The sequence below is a fragment of the Corynebacterium fournieri genome (assembly GCF_030408775.1).
Classification (GTDB): Bacteria; Actinomycetota; Actinomycetes; order Mycobacteriales; family Mycobacteriaceae; genus Corynebacterium; species Corynebacterium fournieri.
This window is the reverse complement of sequence record NZ_CP047210.1, coordinates 2,127,516-2,152,845: the sequence shown is the minus strand read 5'-3', so window position 1 is coordinate 2,152,845 and position 25,330 is coordinate 2,127,516. Positions and strand designations below refer to the sequence as shown.

Genomic DNA, 25,330 nt, shown 5'->3' with positions numbered 1-25,330 from the left:
GAGCCCTGGCTCATGCGCACTTCGCGCAACGTGTTTGTCGTCGCCGCAGTGATTGTGGTGCTGTCTCTGATCGGGCTGGGGATCTACCAGTGGCGCTCCGGCGAGACCGGGCTGCCGTCCGCCGACGGGCCGCTTGAGACATCCGAATCCGAAACGCAGCCAGAAAAGGACGCACCGGCCGAGCCGGACTGGTGCCCCGCGGTCGAGGTGGTCTCCGTGCCCGGCACCTGGGAATCCGCCGCGGACGACGACCCGTTCAACCCGCAGGCCAACCCGGCGAGCTTCATGCTCTCCATCACCCAGCCGCTGCAGCAGATGTACGACATCAACCACGTGCGCGTGTTCACCGTGCCGTATACCGCGCAGTTCAGGAACATCCAGACGGAGCGCGGGCGCGCGGAGATGACGTACGACGACTCGCGCGCCGAGGGTACCGCCAAGCTGAGCGGCGAGCTGCGGTTCGTGGCGGAGACCTGCCCGTCGACGAAGTTCATCATCGCCGGCTTCTCCCAGGGCGCGGTGATTGTGGGCGATGTGGCCTCCCAGATCGGCAACAGCGCCGGTCCGATCAACCCGGAGCGGCTGCTGGGCGCGGTGATGATCGCCGACGGGCGGCGCGAAAACGGCGTGGGCGTCAACCCCGGCGCCGAGGTCGGCGGCGTGGGCGCGGAGATTGCGATGCTGCCGCTGCAACGCCTGGTCAGCGCCGCCACGCCGGGTGCGACCATGACCGGGCCGCGCCCCGGCGGCTTTGGTCTGGTGGAGGACCGCGCCTTTGAGATCTGCGCGCCGGACGACACGGTCTGCGACGCCCCGCAGGGCGTGGGCAACGCCATCGACCGGGCGCAGGCGCTCATCGCCGCGAACGGCAACCACGCGATGTACGCCACCAACCCAGCCGTGATTCCCGGGACGACGACGCCGGAGTGGACTGTAGGTTGGATCCGGAACGTGGTAGAAAGTTTGTAGTCCAAAATAGTTTTTCTTAGCTAAGGAGTCAGGGTATGGATCTGCAGCAGCTCATCGCGCAGTTTTTCGACGACAACGGGCAGATCGCCCTGCCGGAGCACTTCACCCTCCCGCGTCTCAGCGAGACGATCTACCAGGCCCACCTCGCCGCAGGCGGCGGAGACGCGGTCAACATCCGCGATTGGGACTACACCGCCAACCCGGACGGCGAGGCACGCACCTTCACCCGCACGGAGGTCAACACCCGCATCAAGGCCGTCGCGGCGCGGCTCGCGCAGATCGGCCATCCAGGCGAGCGCGTCGCGATCATGGCGCCGAACTCGGCCGAATACCTCTTCGCGTTCATGGGCGCGCTCTACGCCGGGCTGGTGCCGGTGCCGCTGTACGACCCCAACGAGCCCGGCCACGAGGCGCACCTGCGCGCCGTGCTCGACGACGCGAACGCGCGCCTCGTGGTGACCAACTCCGCCGGCGCGCCCGCCGTGCGCGCCTTCTTCGCCGACCGGCCGGGTACGCAGCGCCCGCGCATCCTCTCCGTGGACTCCCTGCCGGACACGCTGGCCGCCTCTTTCGAACCCATCGCCCCGGTCGACGGCGAAGACACCGCAGACGACATCTGCTTTTTGCAGTACACCTCCGGCTCAACCCGCAACCCGGCCGGCGTGATGATCACTAATAAGGCCCTGGTCACCGACGTGCTGCAGATCAACGAGGCGCTGCGCTTCGAAGCTCCGCTGCGCATCCCCACCTGGCTGCCGCAGCACCACGACATGGGCGTCATCGTCGCCATCCTCGGCGTCGTGCTGGGACAGGCGCTGGACATCATGAGCCCGCGCGACTTCCTGCAGAACCCGAAGCGCTGGGTGGAAAAGCTCAACCGCGAAAACGCCGACCCCGCGGACGTGCACATCTACACCTGCATCCCGAACTTCGCGCTCGACCTGGCAGCCCGCTACGCTGCGCCGGAACGCGCCGAGCAGTACGACTTTTCTGCGGTGGACTGCATCATCATCGGCTCCGAATCCGTGACCAAGCCGGGCGTCGAGGCCTTCATCGGCGCGTTGGGCGAATCCGGCCTGGACCGCACCGTGCTGCGCCCCTCCTACGGCTTGGCGGAGACGACCCTTTTGGTGTCCACGGACCGCACCGATGAACGCCCGAAGTTCGTCGAGTTCGACCGCGCCGCCCTCGCCGAGGGCAAGGCCGTGCCCGCCGAAGGCGGCGTGCCCATGGCTTCCAACGGCCAGCCGGTGAAGTGGATGCACTTTGCCATCGTGGACACCGAGACCAAAAACGAGCTGCCCGAGGGCAGCATCGGCGAAATCTGGGTCAACGGCAACAACGTCGCCGCCGGCTACCTGGACCGCCCGGAGGAGACCGAGGCGACCTTCCGCAACACCATCGGCGCCACCCTCCAGGACGGCCTGCCCAAGGACAACTGGTGCGCCACCGGCGATCTCGGAGCCGTGCTCGACGGCCACCTCTACATCACCGGCCGCGTCAAGGACCTCGTCGTGGTGGCGGGGCGCAACCACTACCCGCAGGACATCGAGGCTTCCGTCATGGAGGCCACCGACCACGTGCGCAAGGACTCCGTCGCAGCCTTCGCGGTGCCCGGCGACGACGTGGAGCGCCTGATCATCCTCGCCGAGCGCGCCGACGGCGCCACCGAAGACGGCGACGCCGCCGCCGAAGACGCGATCCGCTCCGCGGTGACCAACAACCACGGCATTTCCCCGGAGGTCGTGGAGTTCCGCGCGCCGGGCGGGGTGGCCCGCTCCACCGCCGGAAAAATCGCCCGCCGCGTCAACGCTAAGCAGTTCACCGAACGCGAACACGCTGCAACGCAGTAACGCAACCGCCGGCAAGGCCGATAGTCTGAACTGTTATGAACGAGCATGAACTGATCCAGTGGCTCACCAGTTGGGTCCAGCGCGCCACGGGCGTCGACTCGGTGGACCCGACCACGCCGCTCGAAACCTACGGCCTGGCATCCCGCGACGCGGTGATCCTCTCCGGCGAGCTGGAGCAGCTCCTCGGCCGCCGGGTGGACCCCACCATCGCGTACCAGTACCCGACCGTCGCGGCGCTGGCGAAGGCGCTGCTCGCGTCGAAGCAGGAGGCGCCGGAGGTGGTGCGTCGTCAAGCAACTGCCACCCCCGCAACCCACGACATCGCGGTCGTGGGCTCCGCGGGGCGCTTCCCGGGCGCGCGCAACAACGACGAGTTCTGGCAGATGCTTCTCGACGGCCGTTCCGCCACCGGCCCACTTCCTCCCATGCGCTGGGATGAATACTTAGGCGATCCGGTCGTGCGCACCAAAATGGCCGAGGAGAACACCAACGGCGGGTACATGGACGGCATCGCGTCCTTCGACCACGAGTTCTTCGGCATCTCCCCGCTTGAAGCGCAGAACATGGACCCGCAGCAGCGCATCATGCTCGAGGTGGCGTGGGAGGCGCTCGAAGACGCTGGCCTGGCGCCGAGCGAGCTGCGCGGCGCGCCGGTGGGCGTGTTCGTGGGCTCGTCCAACAACGACTACGGCATGCTCATCGCCGCCGACCCGAACGAGGCGCACCCCTACGCGCTGACCGGCGCGTCCTCCGCGGTGATCCCGAACCGGATCAGCTACGCGTTCGACTTCCGCGGCCCCTCCATGAACGTGGACACGGCGTGCTCGTCGTCGCTGGTGAGCGTCCACCACGCGGTGCGCGCGCTTCGCGACGGCGAAGCAGACGTCGCGCTGGCTGGCGGTGTGAACATCCTGGCCAACCCGTTTGCCTCCCTGGCGTTTTCGGAGCTGGGCGTGATCTCGCCGACCGGGCGCATCCACGCCTTTTCCGACGACGCCGACGGCATCGTCCGCGCCGACGCCGCCGGATTCGTCGTGCTCAAGCGCGTCGAGGACGCGGTGCGCGACGGCGACGACATCCTGGCGGTGATCAAGGGCACGGCGACGAACTCCGACGGCCACTCCAACGGCCTGACCGCCCCGAACCCGGAAGCGCAGGTGGACGTGCTGCGCCGCGCCTACGCTGACGCCGGCGTGGACCCGCACGAGGTGGACTTGGTCGAGGCCCACGGCACCGGCACCATCCTGGGCGACCCGATCGAGGCGACCGCGCTGGGCGAGGTGCTCGGCCGCGGGCGCGACGCACAGGCGCCGTTGCTGCTGGGCTCGGCGAAGTCCAACATCGGACACTCTGAATCTGCCGCCGGTGTGGTGGCAATGATCAAGGTGCTCGAGGCGCTCAAGCACGACACCATCCCCGAGTCCATCAACTTCTCCGGCCCGAACCACTACGTCGACTTCGACGCCGAGCGCATCGAGGTCGTCCAGGACCCGCGCGAGTGGCCGCGCTACTCCGGCCGCCGCGTCGCCGGCGTCTCCGGCTTCGGGTTCGGCGGCACGAACGCGCACGTGGTGGTGGCCGACTACGACCCGGCCGACTACGACCTGGCAGATTCCGATGCCCCCGAGGCGGCGCCGGCGTTCGAGGGCGTGGCAACGGCCGCGCTGCCGGTGACCGGCCTGCTGCCGTCGCGCCGCAAGGAAGCCGCCGGGTACCTGGCGGACTTCCTCGAAGGCCGCGCCGACGAGGACCTGATCCCGGTGGCGCGCTCCCTGGCCAAGCGCAACCACGGTCGCTCCGCCGCCGTTGTGCAGGCGACTGGCGTCGAGGAAGCCGTGCGCCGCCTGCGCCAGGTCGCCGACGGCAAGATCGGTCCCGGCATCGCCGCCGCCGACGCGCCCACGCCGATGGGGCCGGTGTTCGTCTACTCCGGCTTCGGCTCCCAGCACCGCAAGATGGCCAAGGAACTCATCGCGCGCTCCCCGCTGTTCGCGCGCCGCATGCGCGAGTTGGATGAGATGATCCAGTTCCAGGCCGGCTGGTCCGCCCTGGAGATCATCGACAACGACGAGCTGACCTACGACACCGAAAACGGCCAGGTCACCATCACCGCCATCCAGATCGCCCAGACCGACCTGCTCGCCGCCGCCGGCATCACCCCCGCCGCGACGATGGGCATGTCCATGGGTGAGATCGCCGCGGCCTACGGCGCCGGCGGTTTGAGCGCGGAGGACTGCATCCTCATCGCCACCACCCGCGCCCGCCTGATGGGCGAGGGCGAGGCCATGATCGCCGGCACCGACCAGGAAGGCGCGATGGCGGTTGTGGAGTTGTCGCGGGATGACCTGGCGGAGTTCGTCGCCACGCATGCGCAGGCGGCGGGTGTTGAGCCGGCCGTGTACGCAGGCCCCGGCATGACCACCGTCGGCGGGCCGGGCAAGGCCGTCGACTACCTCGTGGCCACGCTGGAGGCCGAGGAGAAGTTCGCGCGCAAGCTCAACGTGCGCGGCGCCGGCCACACCAGCGCCCTCGACCCGATCATGGGCGACCTCGCCGGCGAAATCGCAGGTGTTAAAGCCAAGCCGCTGACCGTGCCGCTGTTTTCCTCCGTGGACCGTGGCGAGGTGTACCAGCCCGGCCAGATCGTCCACGACGACGCCTACTTCCTGCGCATGACCCGCCAGCCGGTGTACTTCCAGGACGCCACCGAGGCGGCCTTCGCGGCAGGACACACCACGCTGGTGGAAGTCACCCCGAACCCGGTGGCGCTGATGGGCATGATGAACACCGCGTTCGCCTCCGGCAAGCCCGACGCCCAGCTGCTCTACACCACCAAGCGCAAGGTGGACGAGCTGGAGTCCCTGCTGGACCTGGCCGCGAAGCTGTACGTCGGCGGCATGCCGGTGGATTTCGGCGCGTTCTACGGCGATGGGCGCGTGGTGCAGGCGCCGAAGACCGCGTTCAAGCAGGTGGACCACTGGACGCCGGCGCGCCCGTCGTCCTCGCGTGCCTCGCTGTTGGGCTCGCGCGTGACGCTGCCTGGCGGCGAGGTGGCGTTCGCCACCGCCGCGGACCAGATCTTCAGCCCGCACCAGCTCATCGAATCCGCCGCTGCGGAGGTCGCCCCCGGGGCGCGCGTGGTGGCTACCGAGGAGCATGGCTACCTGCCCGCTGACGGCGAGGTGACCACGGTGGTCGCGTCCTCGCTGGGCGGGGTGTCCGTCAAGGTGTACGACGGTTCTGCGCTGGTGGCAGAGGGCTTCGCCTCCACCATCGAGCGGGCGCCGGTGCAAGGGGTCATGGAGCAACCGCTTGACGACGAACCTTCGGTGTTCGACGCCTCCGAGGAAAACATCAACGACACCGACGATGCCGTGCGTTGGGACCCCAACTCCGGCGAGTCGGTGGAGGACCGCCTGCGCGACATCGTCTCCGAGTCCATGGGCTACGACGCCGCGGACCTGCCCGACGAGCTGCCGCTGATCGACCTCGGCCTCGACTCCCTGATGGGCATGCGCATCAAAAACCGCGTGGAAAATGACTTCCAGATCCCGCCGTTGCAGGTGCAGACGCTTCGCGACGCCTCCGTCGCCGACGTGATCCGCATCGTCGAAGACGCCGTCGCCGGCAAGTCGGACGCGCCGCAGCCGATGGCGGAAAACAACGACGCCCGCGACCCGGCGGCCGCCGCCGAAAAGGCGCAGGGCGTTGGTGTTGCGCCGCGCGACGCGTCGGAACGCATGGTCTTCGGTGCTTGGGCGAAGCACGCCGGTGCCGCCGCGGCCGGAGTGACGTCGCCGCTGCCGGAGATCACCGACGAGCAGGCCGGCGAGATCGCCGCGCACCTGACGGAGCGCTCCGGCATCGAGGTCACCGCCGCCGACGTGCGCGCCGCCGAGACGCTCGAGCCGCTGGCGAACAAAGTCCGCGAGGGCCTGGAGACGCCTGTGGACGGCAACATCCGCGTCTTCAATCAACCGGATGGGGCCGAAGCAGGAGGACCGCCCCCGGTGTTCGTGTTCCACCCGGCAGGTGGGTCGTCGTCAGTCTATGCCCCGCTCGCACGCCGCTTGAACGACGATGTGCCGGTCTACGGCGTGGAGCGCCTCGAAGGCTCGCTGGAGGAGCGCGCAGCGCAGTACGTCCGCGACATCGAACAGATCGCAGGCGAGCGCAAGGTCGTGCTGGCCGGCTGGTCGTTCGGCGGCGCGCTGGCCTACGAGGTTGCGCACCAGCTGGGCAACGAGCGCATCGAGTTCATCGCGCTGTTGGACACCACCCAGCCGTCCGAGCCGATCCCGGACACGCTCGAGGAAACGAAGGCGCGCTGGGGCCGCTACGCCGCCTTTGCCAAGGAGACGTACGGGCTGGACTTCGAGGTGCCCTACGAGCTGCTCGAAACCGCCGGCGAGGACGCGCTGCTACAGATGCTCACCGAGTTTCTCGCCACCACCGACGCCTCCGAGCACGGACTGGCGGCCGGCGTGTTGGAGCACCAGCGGGCCAGCTTCGTGGACAACCAGATCCTCAACCACCTGGACTTCACCCGCTGGGCCGACGTTGAGGTGCCGGTACTGCTGTTCCGCGCCGAGCGCATGCACGACGGTGCGATCCAGCTCGAGCCGAACTACGCGCACATCGACGAGGACGGCGGCTGGGGCGCTATCGTGGACGACCTGACTATCGTCCACCTGCCCGGCGACCACCTCGCGGTGGTGGACGAGCCGGCGGTGGGGATCGTCGGCAAGCACATGAACGCATGGATCGAAGGGAAGCGATGAGTACCGCAGACAAACTCGCCGACCTGCGCGAGCGCCTGGACAAGGCGCAGGACCCCGGCTCCGAGCGCTCCCGCAAGCGCCGCGACGACGCCGGGCGCACCACCCCGCGCCAGCGCATCGACGCGCTGCTGGACGAAGGCTCCTTCGTCGAAATCGGGGCGCTGGCACGCACCCCCGGCGACCCCGACGCGGTGTACTCCGACGGCGTGGTCACCGGCTACGGGCGCATCGACGGCCGCCCGGTCGCCGTTTACGCCCACGACAAAACCGTCTACGGCGGCTCTGTCGGCGTGACGTTCGGGCGCAAGGTCACCGAGGTGATGGAGTTTGCCATCAAGATCTCCTGCCCCGTGATCGGCATCCAGGACTCCGGCGGCGCGCGCATCCAAGACGCGGTGACGTCGTTGGCGATGTACTCCGAGATTGCCAAGCGCCAGCTGCCACTGTCCGGGCGTGTGCCGCAGATCTCCATCATGCTGGGCAAGTCCGCCGGTGGCGCCGTCTACGCCCCAGTGACCACCGACTTCGTCGTCGCGGTCGAGGGCGAGTCCGAAATGTACGTCACCGGCCCGAACGTGATCCGCGAGGTCACCGGCGAGGACATCACCTCCGCCGAGCTCGGCGGCGCGCGCGTGCAGGAGGCGGCCGGCAACATCCAGGCCGTGGTCGCCTCCGAGGAGGACGCTTTCGACTACGTCAAGGACCTGCTCGCGCACCTGCCGACGTCCACGTTCGACGCGGCACCCGTCGTCGCGGCGCAGGCGGACGAGGACCTCGACGACACCGCCCTGGACACCTTCATGCCGGACGACACCAACGCCGGCTACGACATGATGGACCTGCTCGTGCAGCTGGGTGACGACGAGGACCTGGTTGAGGTGCAGGCCGGCTACGCGGAAAACCTGATCTGCGCGTTCGGGCGCATCGACGGCCGCGCCGTCGGGTTCGTGGCCAACAACCCGATGTACGCCGCGGGCTGCATCGACGCGGACGCCGCCGACAAGGGCGCGCGTTTCATCCGCACCTGCGATGCCTACAACATCCCCGTTGTCTACGTCGTGGACACCCCGGGCTACCTGCCGGGCGTGGACCAGGAGCGCGAGGGGCTGATCCACCGCGGCGCGAAGTTCGCCTTTGCTGGGGTGGAGGCCACCGTGCCGAAGGTGACGCTGGTCGTGCGCAAGGCCTACGGCGGCGCGTACGCGGTGATGGGGTCGAAGAACCTCAACGGCGACATCAACCTGGCGTGGCCCACCGCCCAGATCGCGGTGATGGGTTCGTCGGCGGCGGTGGTGATGCTGCAGGGCAAGCAGCTCGCGGCCATCGAGGACCCGGCGCAGCGCGAGGCCATGAAGAAGATGTTCATGGACTTCTACGACGCCGAGATGACCTCGCCGTACGTCGCGGCGGAGCGCGGTTACATCGACCAGATGATTGAGCCCTCGCAGACCCGCGTCGCTTTGCGACGAGCCCTTCGGCAGCTAGCCTCCAAGCAGGAATTCGACTTGCCGAAGAAACACACCATTAGCCCCCTCTAGAAAGGTTTTCCCATGCTCTCTTCCACCCTCGACATCGTCGGCGACCTCATCAGCATGCTTGTCTGGTTCGTCAACGGCATCCAGACCGGCGACCCGGCCTGGAACTTCGGCATCGGCTTCTAGCCCGCCGGCAGCCCGCGCACCCGCCTTGTTTGGCAGGTGCGTTTTAGTTTTTGCGCACGAGTTTCGCCGCGCTGCGCCAGCCGAGCATAAGCAGCGCGGACATCACCGTGGCGACCACGATGAAGGACCAGTGGGGGATGTCCTGGTTGCGGATGCCCCAGATGACCAGGCCGGTGACCACGGTGACGATCCAGATGACCCCGCCGTTGTCCTTGCGCGTGATCAGCCAACCCAGCGTGACCCCCAGGGCAAACGGCCACAGGGTGGACAGCCAGCCGGTGAAGTTGAACGGCATCTCCTCGGTCTGGTGGGCGGCGCGGGCGAGCAGGGCAAACACCGCGATGGCGACGTAGTCGGCGGCGATGGCGTAGGGCTTGGAGATGGTGTTGCGCATGCCAGCCATTCTAGAACACCGAGTCGTTCCACCACCGGCGCTCAGGTGTGCCGGCGCGGGAGCCGTCGCTAGCAAGCTTGATGCCCACGACCTGGTGCAGCTCCACGACGTCGTGCTCGAAACCCCATTCGGAGCCCGCCATGTACATTCCCCACAGCTTGGCGGTGTTCTCGCCGACGAGCGCGACTGCCTCGTCCCAATTGGCCTTGAGGTTCTCGCACCAGTCGTGCAGCGTGCGCATGTAGTCGAAGCGGATGTTTTCCTCGTGGAAGACTTCGAAGCCGTGGTCCTGCATCTCGTGGATGATCGTGCCGGAGCCGGTGAGCTCGCCGTCCGGGAAGATGTAGCGGTTGATGAAGTCGCCCTGCGGCGTCTTGTGGTTGTCCGGGTAGGTGATGCAGTGGTTGACCATCACGCCACCCGGGCGCAGCTTGCCGGCGAGGAACTCAAAGTACGAGGCGAAATTCTTCACCCCGATGTGCTCAAGCAGACCGATTGAAGAGATGCCGTCGAAGCCGGTCTCGGTGACGTCGCGGTAGTCCAAGAAGCGCACCTCCGCGAGGTCCTCGAGGCCCTCCTCCTTGATCTTCGCCTGCGCCCACTCGGCTTGCTCCTTCGACAGGGTAACGCCCAGGGACTTCACGCCCCGGCGGGCTGCGTAACGCACCATGGAGCCCCAGCCGCAGCCGACGTCGAGGTGCTTGTCGCCGGGCTTGAGGTTCATCTTTTCAAAGACGAGGCGGAACTTGTTTTCCTGCGCCTCGTCGAGCGTGGCGTCCGGGGTGGGGTAGTAGGCGCAGGTGTAGGCCATGGAGTCGCCGAGGAACAGCTCGTAGAAGTCGTTGCCCACGTCGTAGTGGGACGAAATGACCTGGGCGTCGCGTTCCTTCGAGTGCGGGGCGAGGCCCTGGCGGATTGTGCGCTCAAGCCAGGACGCTTGCTCCGCCTCCGGGATTGGCTGGATCTGCAGTGCGCCCATGGAGCGCAGGGCGCGCGCGATTCGGACGAGCTCGCGCGGGTTGGGGCGCTTGTGGTTGTTGTAGAGGGTGCGCATGTCGTCGAAGACGTCGTAGGGGTGCGCGAGGTGCGCGCCTTCAACCGCCAAGCCATCGGTGACCCAGGCGCGGGCGAGGCCGACGTCGCCGGGGTGGGTGACAATGTAGGACAGGCCCCCGGGGCTGTTCACCTTCACAGTGTGCTTGGCATCCGCCGGTCCCGTTGATGAGCCGTCGAAGGCTTCCCACTTGAATGGGGTGCCAGCGGGGAAGAGGGTGTCGACGATATCCGCCACGGTCATCTGCATGGTCATTCTCCTACGCGTTTTCCACTGTCTTTTCGTAGAGGCCGGGGAAGCGTCGGCCCGGGTCGTACTGGGCCTTCATCCGCTCCGGCAGGTCCCCGCCGTAGAGGCGCTCGAACTCGGCGCGGTCGTAGAACGCCTCCGAGTACAGGGACTTGTGCCCGCCAAGGTCTGAGACCTTCCGCTCGATGACCTTGTTAAAAGCCCCCGGCTCCACTTCCGGGACACCGGACCAGAAGCCGACGTTCACCCACGTCGTCGCCGGCTCGAGAGGGTAGAGCGGCCACGGCGCCTCCTCGTCGAGTCCGACGCCAGCGAGCGTGTCGACGCCGTCCCGCAGCCGGATCGGACACAGCCAAACCGGCTCGATGTCGCTGGCCTGGAAGAACCATTCGAGGAACTCGGCGACCTGCGTGTCGCGCACCTCGATGTCTTGCACGACGCGCTCAGTGCGCGGCAGGCCCTTCGGCTTCTTCAGGAACCGGTACTCCAGGTCGTACTTCTTGTCCAGGCCCACGAGCTTCCAGTAGAACGCGCTGCGACGCAGCTCGCGCGGCCAGAGCTTGCGCACCTTGGGGTTCTGGGTGCCGAAGGCGCGAGAGCACCAGAACCAGTCGGTGTCCCAGCGCCAGATGTAATCGCGGATGGTGAGGAAGTCGTGGTGCACGCCGGACGGGTGCTGCAGCGAGCGGTAGTACACGGCGTCGCGCGTGTAGTCGGAGGTTCCCGGCGCCTCGCCCACCTGGAAGGCGCAGACGAGGTACTGCTCGGTGGGGGAAAACGCGACGGCGTCGAGGCCGAGCAGGGCGCGTCCGCCCCACTCGCCGGTGGCGGCGGCGTCGGCCAGGGCGTCCTGGAAGGCCGTGAGGTCGTCGTAACGCACGTGCTGGAGCTCGATGAACGGCGCGACCTCCTCGAGCTCGATGGTGAGGCGCACCGCGTAGCCGAGTGAGCCATACGAGTTCGGGAACGCGCGGAAGAGCGCGACGTTGTCCTCGCGAGAACAGGTGACGATGTCGCCGGTGCCGACCAACACGTCCATCTCGAGCACGGATTCGTGCGGCAGGCCGTTGCGGAAGGAGGTGGACTCCACGCCCATGCCGGAGACGGCGCCGCCGAGCGTGATGGTTTTCAGCTGCGGCACCACAAGTGGCACGAGGCCATACGGCAGGGTCGCGTCGACGAGGTCTTCGTAGGTGCACATGCCCTGCACGTCGGCGGTTTTCGTCACCGGGTCGACGGCGATGACGCTGCGCAGGCCCGCCACGTCGAGCCCGGCGCTTCCAGCGTCGCGGGAGCGGAAAAGGTTCGACGTCTTCTTGGCCAGGCGCACTCGCTGTCCGTCTGGCACCCGTCGGAAGCTTTCCAGGAGCGCGGCAACCCCCTCTTCGTGCGCGTGCCAGCCGACGGGCACGACACGTTCAAAATCAACGCTGCGACCGTAAAACATCCTGGAAACGCTCATGTAGGGCCACCTTAGACCCAAGTTGCGCACCGCGCGCAAGATAAAACGTCACGCCAGATCAAACGGTTTCGCCAGCGGACGGGCGCCCGACCATAAAGCCGCGCCCCGCGTACACGGCGGCGTAGATGACCCACCCGATGGCCGTAATCAGCACGAACGACACCGCCCGGTAGACCACCGTCGCGGCCGTCGCGGCTGCCAGCGGGAGCCCGCCGGCGACGAGCATGCCCACCGCCACCGGCTCCACGGTGCCGAGCCCGCCGGGGGTGACCTGGGCGGATCCGGCCAACTTGGTCATGATGAACGCCAGGCACACGCTCGGCAGCGAGATTCCGGCCGGCGCAACCGCCTGCACCGCGAAGACCATGGTGGCCAGGTCCAACAGCCGGTTGGCCAGAGACAGCGCCGCGGCCCCGAAGAACGCCGGCGCGGAGATGCGGATGGCGGAAACCTGGTCAATCACGTCCACCACGCGCCCGCGGACCTTCTCGGGCAGATAGCGCACCCACCGTTTGAGCACAGCCGGGTGCAGGGTCGCCCAGAACACCGCGCCGATCGTCGCGACCGCGGCACCGAGCGTGCCCACCAGCGACCACACGGACAGCTCCGCGCCCAGCAGCGCTACGGCGACGACGCCGATGAGCACCATCCATACCGTGGACAACGCCCCGGAGACCACGAAGAACCAGCCGCACAGCCCCACGGACGCCCCCCAGGTGCGGTGCACCCGAAACGTCAGCCACGCGGAAATCGCCGGCCCGCCCGGCACCGTTGTGGACCAGGCGTTGGAGGCGTAGGTGATCGCGTTGGTGCGCGCCACCCCGGTGATGCGACCTTCCACGTTGAGCAGGATCTGCATCACCCCGGCCATCGCGGCCAGCGACAGCACCGCCGTGGCCACCGCGGCCAGCAGCGGGCCTGTCTGCGCCTCCCCGACAGCCTGCCACGCCTCCCCGAAAAACGGCATCTCGTCGCGCAGGATCACCAGCACCGCAGCCATGACGGCCACGGGGGCGAGCCAGCGCACCCACTGGCGGACGTTGCTAGCGCTCAAGTTCCTTCTTCTTCAGCTGCTCGATGGCGCGGCGCTGTTCTAGGTCGCGCATGAGGTCGCTAAACGGCACCAGCGAGGCGTTTTCGGTCACGCTCACTCCGGCGCGGCCGGGTTGGGTGTCGGGCACCATGTCGGCGATGGGGCGCTCGTCAGAGGGAGGCGCAGATACGCCCGAGCCACTGCCGAAGGAACCGGCGGCGCGGTTGACCCAGCGCGGCGCCCACCAGCTGTCCTCGCGCAGCAGGTGCATCACGGCGGGGACGAACAGGAGGCGGATCACCGTGGCGTCGAGAGCTAGCGAGAAGATCATGCCGTAGGCGATGTACTTCATCATCACGATGTCGGACAGGGCGAACGCGGCGGCGACCACGATCATGATGGCGGCTGCGGCGGTGATGATGCCGCCGGTGTGGGCGGTGCCGCGTTTGATGGCCTCGTCGGTGCTGGCGCCATCTTGGCGCGCTTCCACCATGCGAGAGACGAGGAAGACTTCGTAGTCCGTGGACAGGCCGTAGAGGATCGCGATGATCAGCACCAAGATCGGGCTCATCAGTGGTCCCGGGGTGAAGTTCAGCGCGCCCGCGCCGACGCCGTCGACGAACACGGCGGTGAGGAAGCCGAGCGTGGCGCCGATGCCGAGGACGTTCATGATCACGGCCTTCGCCGGCAGGATCACGGAGCCGAACACCAGCGCCATGAGCAGGAAGGTGGCAATCACCATGTACAGGGCCATCCACGGCAGCCGCTTGAGCAGCGCTTCGATGGATTCGACCTCCATGGCGGGGGTGCCGGAAACGTACGTCTGCACGCCTTCTGGTGCTTCGATGTCGCGCAGTTGCTTGACGACGTCCGCGCTTTCAGTGCGATCCGCAAGCGGGGCGGAGAGCACCGTCGTGCCGTCCTGCGTGGCGTGGGCGGGCTTCAGCGGCCCGGCGAGGCCCTCGACCTGGCGGGTCTGCACCACGATGTCCACCAGCTGCTGGTTGTCCGCGCCGGTGACCACGAGCTTGACGGGATCGGTGCGGAAGGCGGGGAACTCCTCGTTGAATTCGTTCTGGGCCTGGCGGGTGTGCTGGTCGGGCGGCAGGTAGGTCTCGTTGATGCCGCCGAAGGTGATGCCGACCATCGGCACGGTGAGCAGCAGCAGTAGCGCCGCGCAGCCGACCACGACAGCCTTGGCGTGGCGCATCGCCCAGCTGGGCAGCTTGTACCAGACAGTGTCTTCGAAGGCTTTTTCATCGCCGCCGCGGGGGCGACGTCGGCGCACGGAAAGGACGTCGATCTTCTTGCCGAGCATGCCGAACATGGCCGGCAGCACCGCCACCGAGATCACGGCGGCGAGCAGCACCGCGCTCATCGCGCCGTAGGCGACGGATTTGAGGAAGGCCTGCGGGAACATCAGCAGCCCTGACAGGGCAACCCCCACCATCAAGGCGGAGAAGAAGACCGTCTTGCCGGCGGTGTTGGTGGTCACCGCCACAGCCTCCTCGATGCCGCGGCCGCGGTCCAGCTCTTCGCGGAAGCGCGAGACCATGAACAGGCCGTAGTCGATGGCCAGACCCAGGCCCAGAAGCGTGATGATGGACTGGGAGAAGATGTTGACCTGCTGGAACTGCGCCAGCACCGCCAGCAGCGACAGGGAGCCGATGATGGACAAAACGCCCACGATCAGCGGCATCGCTGCAGCCACCACACCGCCGAAGACGAACAACAAGATGGCGGCGACGAACACGAGGCCGACCTTTTCGGCGCGCGCGATGTCGTTTGTCATGCCTTCGTCCAGCGCGTCGGCGACCGCGGTGGCGCCTGCGACCTGGACGGTTGCGCTGGGCAGCTCTATCGCTTCGAGCGCCGGTTTGATGGTGCGCAGGTCTTTGAGGGTTTGCTCGCCGTCGCCCTTCAGCCCGATCGCGGCGAAGGCCTTGGTGTGGTCGCCGTTGACCATCTGCGGGTTGGGGCGCTCGAAGTAGTTGGTGATGTGGTCGATTTCGTCGGGGAACTGCTCGCGCAGGCCGCTGATTTGGCGGTTCGCGGCGTCTGTGAGCTCTTGGTTATCTACCCCATCTGGGGCGCTGACCAGCACAATCACGTCGCCCGAGTTGTCGCGGCCGAACGTGTCCTGCTCAATCGTCGCGGCAGTGGTCGAGTCCGCGCCCGGGTCCTCCCAGCCCTCCTGGGAGAGGCGCTCGCCCAGCTTGGAGCCGAAGAGCACCTGCATGGCCAGGATGAGCACGATGACCACCACAGGGATGATGCGGCGGTGGCGGTAGGCGAAACGGCCCCACTTGTAGAACACCTTCTCGCCCCCTTAGTCGCGCGTGTTGCGCAGCAGGGACTTCAGCGGGCGGAACGGCTGCAGCCAGGCGCCGCCGTCCGGCAGCTTGTCCAGGTTCACACGCGGCAACGGGTTCTGGAACACGCCCGGAATGTCCTCCAGGTCCACGAAGTCCACCTCAGGCGAGTTGACGGCCCAGGAGGCGTGCTCGTGGAAGCCGAGGACGGTGACCGGGATGCCGGCGTCGATGAGCTCGAGCAGCGGCTCCTGGAAGTTCTGCCCGTCCGCCGAGGCCACGACGACGCCCTGGAGCACGCCCTCCTCGCGCCGGCGCTCGATGTGGGCCAGCATGTCCTGGTCCACGTCCGAATCCTCGTCGCTCTTCGGCTTGGCAAATACGGCGAAACCGACGTTGCGCAGCGCTTCCACCCACGGGCGGATCGCGTCGGCGCCGGAGGCCGCGACGTTGGTGAACACCGTCGCCTCCGGCTCGATGTCGCGGCCGAGCTCGTCGGAGCGGTCCTCGGCGGCGTCGATGAGCCAGCGGCCGATGGCGTCGAAACGCGGGCGGTGCGCCGCGGTCGGGCGCCCGCCGAGGATCGCGCCGAGGCCCATATCCAGGTTCGGGGCGTCCCACACCAGCAGGTAGCTTTCCGGGCCGGCGGGCGCGCCGGGGGTGTAGGGGTGCGACAGCGCTTGCAGATCCATGGCTACTTCTTCTCCCACAGGTACTCGCGGATCACGTGATCCTTGTCCAAGCCTTTGCCCTCGAACTTAGTAATGACCTGGCGGTCCGTCAGCAACGGTGCGTCCGCCCACGGCCAGCCCTTGTACTCGAGCATCGGCTCCACGTCGACCAGCTCGTCGATCCACTCGGCGTAGCCCGCGTGGTCCGTGGCGACGTGCAGCACACCGCCGGGCTTCAACCGGGTGGCGATCAAGTTCAAGGTGCCGGACTGGATGATGCGGCGCTTGTGGTGGCGAGCCTTCGGCCAGGGGTCCGGGAAGAAGACGCGCACGCCGTCGAGGGATTCCTCGCCGAACATACGGGCCAGTACCTCCACGCCGTCGCCGCGCACCATGCGGATGTTGTCGATGCCGCCGCGCACCACCGAGCCGAGCAACTTGGCCAGCCCCGGCTTGTACAGCTCCACGGCGATGACGTTGGTGTCCGCCTCCAGCGGTGCCATCGCAGCGGTGGAGGTGCCGGTGCCGGAGCCGATCTCCACGATGGTGGGGTGGCCAGAGCGGCCGAACCACTCGTCGACGTCGATCGGCTCGTCCGATCCGGCGGCCAGGACGCGGCCCAGGCGCGGCCAGTGCTCCTCGAACAGGGCCTCCTGGTTCTCCGTCAAGGTGCCGCGGCGGAAGGTCACGGAACCGAGGCGCGGGTAGTCCAGGCCGGTGTCGAACTCGGTTTGCAGCGGGCGGCCCGCCGGCAATTCGCCCGTTCCCGGGCGGGTGTTTTCAGTATTATTCATCACGTTTATTGTCCACATGAACAGGGCAAACGCAAGCTCCGCGGGGCACCCCCGGAGGCGTCGCAAAGCAAAGGTGCAAGAACGGGCAACGGGGGTAGCGTGCCACCCCCGTTTCCGGTAAAGGTCGTGCTCGGGCCGACTGGTTATATCCACGGGGCGTGAAATGGTCGGAACTTTTGGCCAGATGAACGCCCGTTTCGATACTCTTGGGGCGCAACAACGATGAATTTCGCACGCGCACTGGCCATAACCAGTTGAACAAGGAGAACCTTATGACCGCTGAAGTTAAGCGTCTGGAGGGCAACAACCCCACCGACAACGAACAGCTTATCGCTTGGATCAACGAGGCGGTCGAGCTTTTCCAGCCCGACAAGGTTGTTTTCGCCGACGGCTCCGATGAGGAGTGGAACCGCCTGACCTCCGAACTCGTCGAGTCCGGCACCCTGATCAAGCTGAACGAGGAGAAGCGCCCGAACTCCTTCCTCGCCCGCTCCAACCCCTCCGACGTCGCCCGGGTGGAGTCCCGCACCTTCATTTCCACCGAAAACGAAGAGGACGCAGGCCCGACCAACAACTGGATGAAGCCGGACGCGCTCAAAGAAGAGATGCTCGAGCACTTCGAAGGCTCCATGCGCGGGCGCACCATGTACGTCGTGCCGTTCTGCATGGGCCCCATCTCCGACCCGGACCCGAAGCTGGGCGTCCAGCTGACCGACTCCGCGTACGTCGTGCTCTCCATGCGCATCATGACCCGCATGGGCACCCAGGCCCTGGAAAAGATTGAGGGCGACAAGTTCGTGCACTGCCTGCACTCCGTCGGCGCCCCGCTGGAGCCGGGCCAGGAGGACGTGGCGTGGCCGTGCAACGACACCAAGTACATCTCCCAGTTCCCGGAGACCAAGGAGATCTGGTCCTACGGCTCCGGCTACGGCGGCAACGCCATCCTGGCCAAGAAGTGCTACGCGCTTCGCATCGCATCCGTGATGGCCAGGGAAGAGGGCTGGATGGCCGAGCACATGCTCATTCTCAAGCTCACCTCGCCGGAGGGCAAGAACTACCACGTCGCGGCGGCCTTCCCGTCCGCCTGCGGCAAGACCAACCTGGCCATGATCACCCCGACGCTCGAGGGCTGGACCGCCGAGGTCGTCGGCGACGACATCGCCTGGATGCACCTGCGTGAAGACGGCCTGTACGCCGTCAACCCCGAAAACGGCTTCTTCGGTGTCGCACCGGGCACCAACTACGCCTCCAACCCGATTGCCATGCGCAGCATGGAGCCGGGCAACGTCTTGTTCACCAACGTCGCGCTCACCGACGACGGCGACGTCTGGTGGGAGGGCATGGACGGCGAGGCGCCCGCCCACCTCATCGACTGGCGCGGCGAGGACTGGACGCCTGAGTCCTCCTCCAAGGCCGCCCACCCGAACTCCCGCTACTGCGTGGCCATCGAGCAGTGCCCGGCCGCCGCACCGGAGTTCAACGACTGGCAGGGCGTCAAGATCGACGCCATCCTCTTCGGCGGCCGCCGCCCGGACACCGTGCCGCTGGTCACGCAGGCCCACAACTGGGAGCACGGCACCATGATCGGCGCGATGCTCTCCTCCGGCCAGACCGCCGCCTCCGCGGAAGCCAAGGTTGGCTCCCTGCGCCACGACCCGATGGCCATGCTGCCGTTCATGGGCTACAACGTGGGCGACTATTTCCAGCACTGGCTGGATATGGGCGAAAAGGGCGGCGACCGCATGCCGGAGATCTTCCTGGTCAACTGGTTCCGCCGCGGCGACGACGACCGCTTCCTGTGGCCGGGCTTCGGCGACAACTCCCGCGTGCTCAAGTGGGTCATCGACCGCATCGAGGGCAACGTCGACGCCGACGAGACCGTGGTCGGCTACACCGCCCGCGCCGAGGACCTGGATCTGACCGGCCTGGACACCCCGGTCGAGGACGTGCGCGAAGCACTCACCGCCGACCCGGAGCTGTGGAAGGAAGACGTCGCGGACTCCCGCCGTTACCTCGAGGGTCTCGGCTCCCGCGTGCCGCAGGAGATCTTTGACCAGCTGAAGAAACTCGACGAGCGCGTCCAGGCTGCAGCGAAGTAGGCGCTTGTGTAGCACGGCAGTAATGCTGTAACGTCGCTGCTGGAAAACTTCAGACAGGATCTGTTGTTAATAAAGCTTAAGGCCTGCCGTTTGGCAGGCCTTTCGCTATTCTCATCGGTATGGCGGGGGAACTTGTAAGAAGCCTTAGCAGTGCTCGGATCCAAGCATATGAGGCTGATGTTGTAGCCCGAAGCGGGAGGGCTATAGCTGAGGTCGGTAGAGGCGAGATCGAGTCGCTGTACATCTGGCAGGTTTCAGTGGCGGCCGCTTGGTACGAGACAATCGCGTTGTTTGAGCCGCTTATGCGTAACCGCATTGATGTGGCGTTGAGGAAATGGAACGCGGATAACGGACGGACTATAGATTGGCTCGAGGATGCCGCCACGCCGCTACGGGGCTTAGTTGGAAGGATGGCTCAAGACGGCCGGAGTGCAGCTGAGAAAGCAGCGCGGAGGCGTGCCCCGATTCATCCTCGATTTAGGGCACAAGTGAACTTCGACGACAGGATTTCCCAGCTCACATTTGGGAACCTATCCGCGCTTTTTCCGCAAAAGGTGCCGGCCCACCGCGGAAACCTTGCTTCGGGCTTCACGGCGCACGAGAATCTATGGCGTTTTGCACTGCGAAAGGCATTTCCGGGACTTAGCCCCAAGTTCGTGGAAAGCGCAAAGTACGCCTACGGCTTTACGGTTCCGCAAGAAGTGGAGGCCGCCTACGCTGTGGGGTGCAGCTTGGATGCTTTGCGCAAGCTCCGCAATCGAGTGAGTCATCAGGAGCAGATCCTTTATGTCGATCACGCGGCGCGTCTGCGTGAGATCTACGGTCTGACTCACGCTATGGCTCCCCAGTCGCTGGGGATGATGAAGCGGCTAGACCGTGTGCAGCGGACATTGGCTTTGAAGCCCCAGTACTAACCCTTGCGCAGCACAAGCACGAGGTTTGACACCGCGAATTCGCGCAGCACCGGCACGCGGGTGACCCACCACGCCCACCACGGGTGGTAGCGGGGGAATGCCGCAGCGAGCTGGCCGGTGCCTTCCGCCCACGCGAGACCCTCGCGCGCGGAGACGGCGAACAGGGACTTGCCGAACACATTCTTCGGTTCGCGGCCGTGCACTTTTGCGTATCGACGACGCGCATACTGCCCGCCCACATAGTGCTGCCACAAGCCAGTCTCGTGCCCGCCGAACGGCCCGAGCCATACCGTGTAGCTGAGCACCACCAGCCCGCCGGGTTTGGCCACGCGCAGCATCTCGTCGCCCATGGCCTGCCAGTTCGGGATGTGTTCGGCGACGTTGGAGGAGTACACCACGTCGAAGGAATCGTCGGCGAAGGGAAGCGCCGCTCCGTCGCCGCGCACCGCGCTGAAACCGGTCAAACCTGCAGCGGATAGTTCGGACACGTTTGGTTCCAGCCCGACGTAGAAGCAGTCTGCGAACGCGTCGGCGAAGTAGCCGGGCCCGCCGCCGACGTCGAGGACGGCTGCACCTCGCAAGCTCGGAGCAGGGGATGAGGAGAGGTCGGACCGGAGGGCGTCGAGAAGCAGGCGCGTATCGCGGGCGAGCAGCGAGTAGAAGATGCGCGGGCGGAACTGCTCGTAGGAAAAGGCGCGCAGAAGCCGGAGTGAGCGACGAAGTGTGGCCATCCGGCGGGTACGGTGCATAGCGATGAAGATACTGCTTCTGTGTTGGCGCGATACCACCCACCCGCAGGGCGGCGGCTCGGAGCGCTACCTGGAACGCGTCGGCGAATACTTAGCGGCGCAGGGCCACGAGGTGATCTACCGCACCGCCAAGCACACGGACGCGCCGCGGCGGTCGAAGCGAAACGGGGCGCGCTACGAGCGCGCCGGCGGGAAATTCGGCGTGTACCTGGCCGCGCCGCTGTCGTTGTGGCGCAACCGCCCGGACGTGGTGGTGGACACCCAAAACGGCATCCCGTTTTTCGCGCGGCTGTTCACGCGCAAGCCGGTGGTGCTGCTGACGCACCACTGCCACAAGGAGCAGTGGCCGGTGGCTGGCCCGGTGATCGGGCGGCTGGGCTGGTTGTTGGAGTCGAAGGTGGCGCCGCGGGTGTACCGGGGCGCGCAGTACGTGACCGTGTCCGAGGCCTCGAAGCGGGACCTGGTGGCGCTGGGGGTGCGCGCCGGCGACATCGAGATCGTGGAAAACGGCGTCGACCCCGTGCCCGCCGACACGCCCACGCTTCACGACGACCACAGGTTGCACCTAGTCACCCTCTCTCGCCTCGTGCCGCACAAGCGCATCGAGGAGGCGATTGATGCGGTCTCGCAGATCGACGGTGCGGTGCTGGACATCATCGGCTCCGGCTGGTGGGAAGACGAGCTGCGCGAGTACGCAGCCCCGCACGGCGACAAGGTGGTTTTCCACGGGCACGTCTCGGAGCCGTACAAGCACGCACTGCTTCAGCGGGCGGCGCTGCACCTTCTGCCGTCGCGGAAAGAGGGCTGGGGCATCGCGGTGATCGAGGCGGCGCAGCACGGGGTGCCCACCGTGGCGTACGCGAGCGCGGGAGGTGTCGCGGACTCCATCTGCGACGGGGTCACCGGCCGGTTGGTCGAGCCCGGTGAGGAGTTTGTGGAGGTGGTGGGGCAGACCCTTGGGCGTCGAGAAGCAATGGCTCCCGCCGCGCGGGCTTGGGCGGGGCGGTTTTCCTGGGAGGAAACCGGCCGGAAGTTCGCCCGCGTTATTGCAGCTGTGTGGTCCAGTTGAGCTGCTGGATCTTCGTGTCCAGCTCGCGGTAGGCCTTGGAGGCGCTATCCGCCATGTCGCGCAGCGCTTTGACGTCGACGTTGGGGACGAAGCGGACCTCGGAGCGCGAGTAGCGGTGGTTGGTCATCGTGCCGGCGTCGGCGACCGCGGCGTAGAGGCGGCGGGAGCGCAGCAGGGCGTCGCGACGGGCGATGGCGTCGGTGAGCGTGGCGCCCTCGAAGGGGGTCTGCGCGTTGGTGTGGTTGATGCGGCGCACGAGGGTCTCGATCTCCTGCAGGAGCGCGGCTGCCTCCTCGAGCATCGCCGCCGGGTCCTCCACCGGGGTGTCGCCCTCCTGGATCATCGCGCCTTTGACCAGGCGCTCCTGCAGCTTGTTCAAGCGGTCCTGCGCCTCTGCACGGCGCGCCAGTGCCTCTGCGAGCAGCATGTGTGCCTCCTTGCAAACGTTGTTGTCCCCGTACCCGACCCTCACGGCAGCTCCGGCGGCCCATCCCCAACGTCGCGGTAGTAAAGAGTGCTCGGTGCAACCCTGTGGTGGGGGTCGTGCCCGTGTGCGTCGTGCAGGCCGCGTGCATTGTGCGTGTGAGCGGAATCGAACCGCTTCAGCCCTGATGCGGCCACAAGGCGCCTTGCAGTTTGCCGTTTTCCCCGGGCAAACGCGGGGTTGACGTTCGCTGGATGGGTGCCGGGAAGCGTCCGCTACCGACAATGTGCAGCTGAAAATAGCACAACGCCCAGCCGCGTGGAAGGGCTGGGCGTTGAGGGGTGAGGCGGTCTATGCCGCGGAGGGGAACAGCTCGCCGTCGCGGAGACGGTCGCGCATCTCGGCTTCGACGAGGACCGGGATGAAGTCCTCGATCAGCGCGGTGTTGCGGTGGGTGCGCAGGACAGCATCGAACGCGTCGTTGATCTCGAGTGCGTCGAATTTGCCGGCGAACTCGGCGAGCAGGTCCTCGCGGATGTTGCGCAGGGCACGCTCGCGGATGATGCTGAAGTCAATAGTGTTAGCCATGGTGTGTTCCTCCTTGCAGAAGCGGTATCTGCTCCTTTTCTCGGTTCTGGGTTACGCGTGTACGTAACCTGTTGTTAACTTTTCGTTCACTTTAAGGTGTGTAGGCGCGAAGGTGCAAGAGGTTCAACGATTGGCGCGCTCCATTAATGGGTGTAGACCAATTAAATGTCGGAAGTGCCCAGGTAGGAAGCTTTTCTGTTGAAGCTGTGATGTTGGACACATTGTGTCAATGGCACCATGCACCACAGGGCAAACAGGGCGACTCCCAGTACCGGCAGCTCACGCGCGGGCGCGCCCGTTTCCTCTACTGAGCCGTCGGCGCGCACCACGACCCCGACGCCCAGTTCGCGCAAGCGGGCCAAGTCCTCCCCGCCGGAAACGGCCGCCTGGGCCGCCGACCAGCGCAACGACGGCAGATCCACGGCAACCCCGTCCACACTTAAGGCACCGGATTCAACCACGTTCATGGCCTTGGGGGCGGGATCCACAGCCGGAGCGCCGCCGACTGTCTGCAGCGTGTCCCGGGATTCGAAGAACACGTCTCGGCCCCGGTGGTCGACAGCAGGCACCTCGACGGCGGTGGGGGCCAACGCGGCGAGCGCCACGGGCGCGTCCGGGATCTGCAGCAGCGCAAACGCCGCGGCAGTTAGCGCCCGACGAGCTTCCAACCCCCCGGCGGCCGCCACGAATGCGGGCACGGCGAGGATGAGCCACTTCTGCCCGTCGCGCAGCAGCCCTGCGCCGGGAACGTGCTGGACCAGCGGGGCAGTCAAACCCGCCCAGGAGGCGAGCGCGACCGTAAAGCCCACGGCAGCGCAGAGGAGGAAGCGCCGGGGCACAGCCCTCCACGCCAGCGCGAGGAGCACGCACAGCAGCACCCCGAACAGTGCGAACCCATGCTCGCGGGAAGCGGGGACCGCCTGGCCGTTCCAAATGCCGCCGAGCCCCGCCAGCGAGCCGAGGGTGCCCGCATACGCCTCCGCGCGTGGGGCGAAGGCGGACGCGGATGCCGCAGAAGACGTGCCCTGCGTACCCGCGAACACGCCGGCGACCACCCACGGCAGACAGGTGAGCACGGAGACCGCAAGACCGCGGCGCCCGCGCGCGAAACACGCCGCGGCCAGCGCCCCGGTGGGGGTCAACGACGCCAACCAGTGCGCCAGACCCGACACCGGTGGCACACCGAGTGCGACCATCGGAAGCAGCCACGCCGCGGCCGCCAAGGACCACTGGCCCTGCAGCAGGCGCTCCACCACGAACGGGTTCCACACCGCCACCGTCATCGCCGCCGCCCGGCCGAACGGAGAGCGCCCCAGCCGGTGCCCCGCCCACGCGGCGCACCCGGCGGCGGCCACCATGAACACCCGCACGAACAGCACGGGCCGCGGCAGGATGCCCAACAGCGCGTCCTGGGGCACGTTGCGCGCGGCCAGATCACCCCAGCCCAGCGAGGCGCGGGTCAGCGCCATCGCATCGAAGACCATCATGTCGCGCAGCGCAAACGCCTCGCCGGGCACCAAAAAAGGCCAGGTCAGCAGTACAACTAGCAGGGCGCCGTACGCGGGCGCCCACCACCTGCTAGCCGCGGCGCGCATACAGCACCAGGCCAGTGATAAACGCCGCCGCGGCGATCGTGCGGGTGACCACCGCCATCACCTGCAGGGCCCGCAGCCACGCCACGTCGCGCCGCGCCGCATCCACCTGGGCGGCTTTGGTCTCCTCCGCGAGCACCCATTGCTGCGGCGGGCAGTCCCAGACTTCGTCCACGATGCGTCCGGTGCGCCGCTCCGCGTCGACGGTGCGGGTGCATCCCCCCGACAGTTCGGCGGAATACTTAAAAGTGTCCAGCCCCCGCACCGACCCCGGGCCGAGAAAATCCATCGGGACATCGGTGCCGGCCGCGGCGTCGAACAGGGGGTAGGTGCGCCGCTCCGGGCGGTAAGGGATCAGCGGGCCGAGCCCGGCGCGCCCCTTCGCGGGGAAGGCGGTGGACGGGTCGATGGGGAAGGCGTCGATGTCCTCGCCGTCCAGGGTCACCACCGCGTCCAGCTTCTTCGGTGCCTTGGTCAAGGTGACGGTGCGGGTGCGGGGCGAAGCTCCGTCGAAAAGCATCGTGTACTCGCCCGGATCGAGCGTGCGCTGTTTCGCAATCACGATGGGGGAGGCGAGGTTGAGCGCGCCGCAGGCGACGATGATGCCCAGGCAGGTGGCAAGTCGGCGTCGCAGGTTCACCCGTGTCACCCTACCGGGTGGC

Annotated in this window: 19 protein-coding genes; 7 read left to right on the top strand and 12 right to left on the bottom strand. The window is 67.2% G+C overall.

Features of this window, described 5'->3' with window-relative positions; genetic code table 11:
• The first annotated feature begins 12 nt into the window (after positions 1-12).
• The 4 genes from CFOUR_RS10265 to CFOUR_RS10250 are packed head-to-tail and all read left to right on the top strand — an operon-like array spanning position 13 to position 9,141.
• The gene (locus CFOUR_RS10265) at positions 13-969 is read left to right on the top strand and encodes a cutinase family protein (RefSeq protein WP_085957576.1); all 957 of its coding nucleotides are present in this window, start codon (positions 13-15) and stop codon (positions 967-969) included.
• Between the two features lie 35 nt (positions 970-1,004).
• On the top strand, positions 1,005-2,822 hold the full coding sequence (locus CFOUR_RS10260) for a FadD32-like long-chain-fatty-acid--AMP ligase (RefSeq protein ID WP_290179388.1): 1,818 nt from the start codon (positions 1,005-1,007) through the stop codon (positions 2,820-2,822).
• A gap of 35 nt (positions 2,823-2,857) precedes the next feature.
• Complete coding sequence (gene pks13 / locus CFOUR_RS10255; RefSeq protein WP_290179386.1) at positions 2,858-7,603, top strand: polyketide synthase Pks13; 4,746 nt, start codon at positions 2,858-2,860, stop codon at positions 7,601-7,603.
• Positions 7,600-9,141: an acyl-CoA carboxylase subunit beta gene (locus CFOUR_RS10250; protein WP_085957574.1), complete on the top strand. Its 1,542-nt coding sequence runs from the start codon at positions 7,600-7,602 to the stop codon at positions 9,139-9,141. The genes pks13 and CFOUR_RS10250 overlap by 4 nt, the downstream gene beginning before the upstream one ends.
• Before the next feature lie 166 nt (positions 9,142-9,307).
• Here CFOUR_RS10250 and CFOUR_RS10245 read toward each other — a convergent pair whose 3' ends face one another.
• Genes CFOUR_RS10245 through trmB form a run of 7 tightly spaced genes read right to left on the bottom strand, consistent with a single transcriptional unit; the run spans position 9,308 to position 17,233 of the window.
• Positions 9,308-9,658 (bottom strand): DUF3054 domain-containing protein, encoded by a 351-nt coding sequence (locus tag CFOUR_RS10245; RefSeq protein WP_230471799.1) that lies wholly within the window; start codon positions 9,656-9,658, stop codon positions 9,308-9,310.
• Between the two features lie 10 nt (positions 9,659-9,668).
• Positions 9,669-10,955 (bottom strand): class I SAM-dependent methyltransferase, encoded by a 1,287-nt coding sequence (locus tag CFOUR_RS10240; RefSeq protein WP_101706441.1) that lies wholly within the window; start codon positions 10,953-10,955, stop codon positions 9,669-9,671.
• Positions 10,956-10,971: 16 nt separating this feature from the next.
• Positions 10,972-12,423 carry an FAD-binding oxidoreductase gene (locus tag CFOUR_RS10235; protein ID WP_085957572.1) on the bottom strand — a complete coding sequence of 484 codons (1,452 nt, stop codon included), beginning with the start codon at positions 12,421-12,423 and terminating at the stop codon, positions 10,972-10,974.
• A gap of 58 nt (positions 12,424-12,481) precedes the next feature.
• Positions 12,482-13,477 (bottom strand): lysylphosphatidylglycerol synthase transmembrane domain-containing protein, encoded by a 996-nt coding sequence (locus CFOUR_RS10230; protein ID WP_230471798.1) that lies wholly within the window; start codon positions 13,475-13,477, stop codon positions 12,482-12,484.
• Entirely contained in the window at positions 13,467-15,773 is a 2,307-nt protein-coding gene (locus CFOUR_RS10225) for an MMPL family transporter (protein ID WP_085957571.1), read from the bottom strand. The genes CFOUR_RS10230 and CFOUR_RS10225 overlap by 11 nt, the downstream gene beginning before the upstream one ends.
• 12 nt (positions 15,774-15,785) lie before the next feature.
• On the bottom strand, positions 15,786-16,460 hold the full coding sequence (locus CFOUR_RS10220) for a PIN domain-containing protein (protein ID WP_085957570.1): 675 nt from the start codon (positions 16,458-16,460) through the stop codon (positions 15,786-15,788).
• Between the two features lie 2 nt (positions 16,461-16,462).
• Positions 16,463-17,233: a tRNA (guanosine(46)-N7)-methyltransferase TrmB gene (gene trmB, locus CFOUR_RS10215; protein WP_085957569.1), complete on the bottom strand. Its 771-nt coding sequence runs from the start codon at positions 17,231-17,233 to the stop codon at positions 16,463-16,465.
• A gap of 272 nt (positions 17,234-17,505) precedes the next feature.
• Here trmB and CFOUR_RS10210 point away from each other — a divergent pair, with 272 nt between their 5' ends.
• Together CFOUR_RS10210 and CFOUR_RS10205 are read left to right on the top strand one after the other, a co-directional pair.
• On the top strand, positions 17,506-19,332 hold the full coding sequence (locus CFOUR_RS10210; RefSeq protein ID WP_085957568.1) for a phosphoenolpyruvate carboxykinase (GTP): 1,827 nt from the start codon (positions 17,506-17,508) through the stop codon (positions 19,330-19,332).
• 488 nt (positions 19,333-19,820) lie between these two features.
• Positions 19,821-20,246: a hypothetical protein gene (locus CFOUR_RS10205; RefSeq protein ID WP_085957567.1), complete on the top strand. Its 426-nt coding sequence runs from the start codon at positions 19,821-19,823 to the stop codon at positions 20,244-20,246.
• Here the strand turns inward: CFOUR_RS10205 and CFOUR_RS10200 are convergent.
• Entirely contained in the window at positions 20,243-20,995 is a 753-nt protein-coding gene (locus tag CFOUR_RS10200; RefSeq protein ID WP_085957566.1) for a class I SAM-dependent methyltransferase, read from the bottom strand. The genes CFOUR_RS10205 and CFOUR_RS10200 overlap by 4 nt on opposite strands.
• A 4-nt stretch (positions 20,996-20,999) precedes the next feature.
• Here CFOUR_RS10200 and CFOUR_RS10195 point away from each other — a divergent pair, with 4 nt between their 5' ends.
• Entirely contained in the window at positions 21,000-22,064 is a 1,065-nt protein-coding gene (locus CFOUR_RS10195) for a glycosyltransferase family 4 protein (protein WP_085957565.1), read from the top strand.
• On the opposite strand, the gene CFOUR_RS10190 is transcribed toward CFOUR_RS10195, so the two are convergent.
• The 4 genes from CFOUR_RS10190 to CFOUR_RS10175 all read right to left on the bottom strand — a co-directional run bounded on the left by CFOUR_RS10190 (position 22,039) and on the right by CFOUR_RS10175 (position 25,308).
• Positions 22,039-22,491 carry a DIP1984 family protein gene (locus tag CFOUR_RS10190; RefSeq protein WP_290179378.1) on the bottom strand — a complete coding sequence of 151 codons (453 nt, stop codon included), beginning with the start codon at positions 22,489-22,491 and terminating at the stop codon, positions 22,039-22,041. The two genes, CFOUR_RS10195 and CFOUR_RS10190, sit on opposite strands and share 26 nt — an antisense overlap.
• 348 nt (positions 22,492-22,839) lie before the next feature.
• Positions 22,840-23,076 (bottom strand): three-helix bundle dimerization domain-containing protein, encoded by a 237-nt coding sequence (locus tag CFOUR_RS10185; protein WP_085957563.1) that lies wholly within the window; start codon positions 23,074-23,076, stop codon positions 22,840-22,842.
• 161 nt (positions 23,077-23,237) lie between these two features.
• Positions 23,238-24,671: an MmpA family trehalose lipid delivery protein gene (locus tag CFOUR_RS10180; RefSeq protein WP_290179376.1), complete on the bottom strand. Its 1,434-nt coding sequence runs from the start codon at positions 24,669-24,671 to the stop codon at positions 23,238-23,240.
• Positions 24,655-25,308, bottom strand: coding sequence for a porin PorA family protein (locus CFOUR_RS10175; protein ID WP_085957561.1), 654 nt, complete (start codon positions 25,306-25,308; stop codon positions 24,655-24,657). The genes CFOUR_RS10180 and CFOUR_RS10175 overlap by 17 nt, the downstream gene beginning before the upstream one ends.
• Positions 25,309-25,330: the final 22 nt, after the last annotated feature.

What these genes read in the sequence shown, in the direction of transcription:
- CFOUR_RS10265 (WP_085957576.1), top strand. Translation starts at nt 13, where the DNA reads ATGCGCACTTCGCGCAACGTGTTTGTCGTCGCCGCAGTGATTGTGGTG.
- CFOUR_RS10260 (WP_290179388.1), top strand. Translation starts at nt 1,005, where the DNA reads ATGGATCTGCAGCAGCTCATCGCGCAGTTTTTCGACGACAACGGGCAG.
- pks13 (WP_290179386.1), top strand. Translation starts at nt 2,858, where the DNA reads ATGAACGAGCATGAACTGATCCAGTGGCTCACCAGTTGGGTCCAGCGC.
- CFOUR_RS10250 (WP_085957574.1), top strand. Translation starts at nt 7,600, where the DNA reads ATGAGTACCGCAGACAAACTCGCCGACCTGCGCGAGCGCCTGGACAAG.
- CFOUR_RS10245 (WP_230471799.1), bottom strand. Translation starts at nt 9,658, where the DNA reads ATGCGCAACACCATCTCCAAGCCCTACGCCATCGCCGCCGACTACGTC.
- CFOUR_RS10240 (WP_101706441.1), bottom strand. Translation starts at nt 10,955, where the DNA reads ATGACCGTGGCGGATATCGTCGACACCCTCTTCCCCGCTGGCACCCCA.
- CFOUR_RS10235 (WP_085957572.1), bottom strand. Translation starts at nt 12,423, where the DNA reads ATGAGCGTTTCCAGGATGTTTTACGGTCGCAGCGTTGATTTTGAACGT.
- CFOUR_RS10220 (WP_085957570.1), bottom strand. Translation starts at nt 16,460, where the DNA reads ATGGATCTGCAAGCGCTGTCGCACCCCTACACCCCCGGCGCGCCCGCC.
- trmB (WP_085957569.1), bottom strand. Translation starts at nt 17,233, where the DNA reads ATGAATAATACTGAAAACACCCGCCCGGGAACGGGCGAATTGCCGGCG.
- CFOUR_RS10210 (WP_085957568.1), top strand. Translation starts at nt 17,506, where the DNA reads ATGACCGCTGAAGTTAAGCGTCTGGAGGGCAACAACCCCACCGACAAC.
- CFOUR_RS10200 (WP_085957566.1), bottom strand. Translation starts at nt 20,995, where the DNA reads ATGCACCGTACCCGCCGGATGGCCACACTTCGTCGCTCACTCCGGCTT.
- CFOUR_RS10195 (WP_085957565.1), top strand. Translation starts at nt 21,000, where the DNA reads ATGAAGATACTGCTTCTGTGTTGGCGCGATACCACCCACCCGCAGGGC.
- CFOUR_RS10190 (WP_290179378.1), bottom strand. Translation starts at nt 22,491, where the DNA reads ATGCTGCTCGCAGAGGCACTGGCGCGCCGTGCAGAGGCGCAGGACCGC.
- CFOUR_RS10185 (WP_085957563.1), bottom strand. Translation starts at nt 23,076, where the DNA reads ATGGCTAACACTATTGACTTCAGCATCATCCGCGAGCGTGCCCTGCGC.
- CFOUR_RS10180 (WP_290179376.1), bottom strand. Translation starts at nt 24,671, where the DNA reads ATGCGCGCCGCGGCTAGCAGGTGGTGGGCGCCCGCGTACGGCGCCCTG.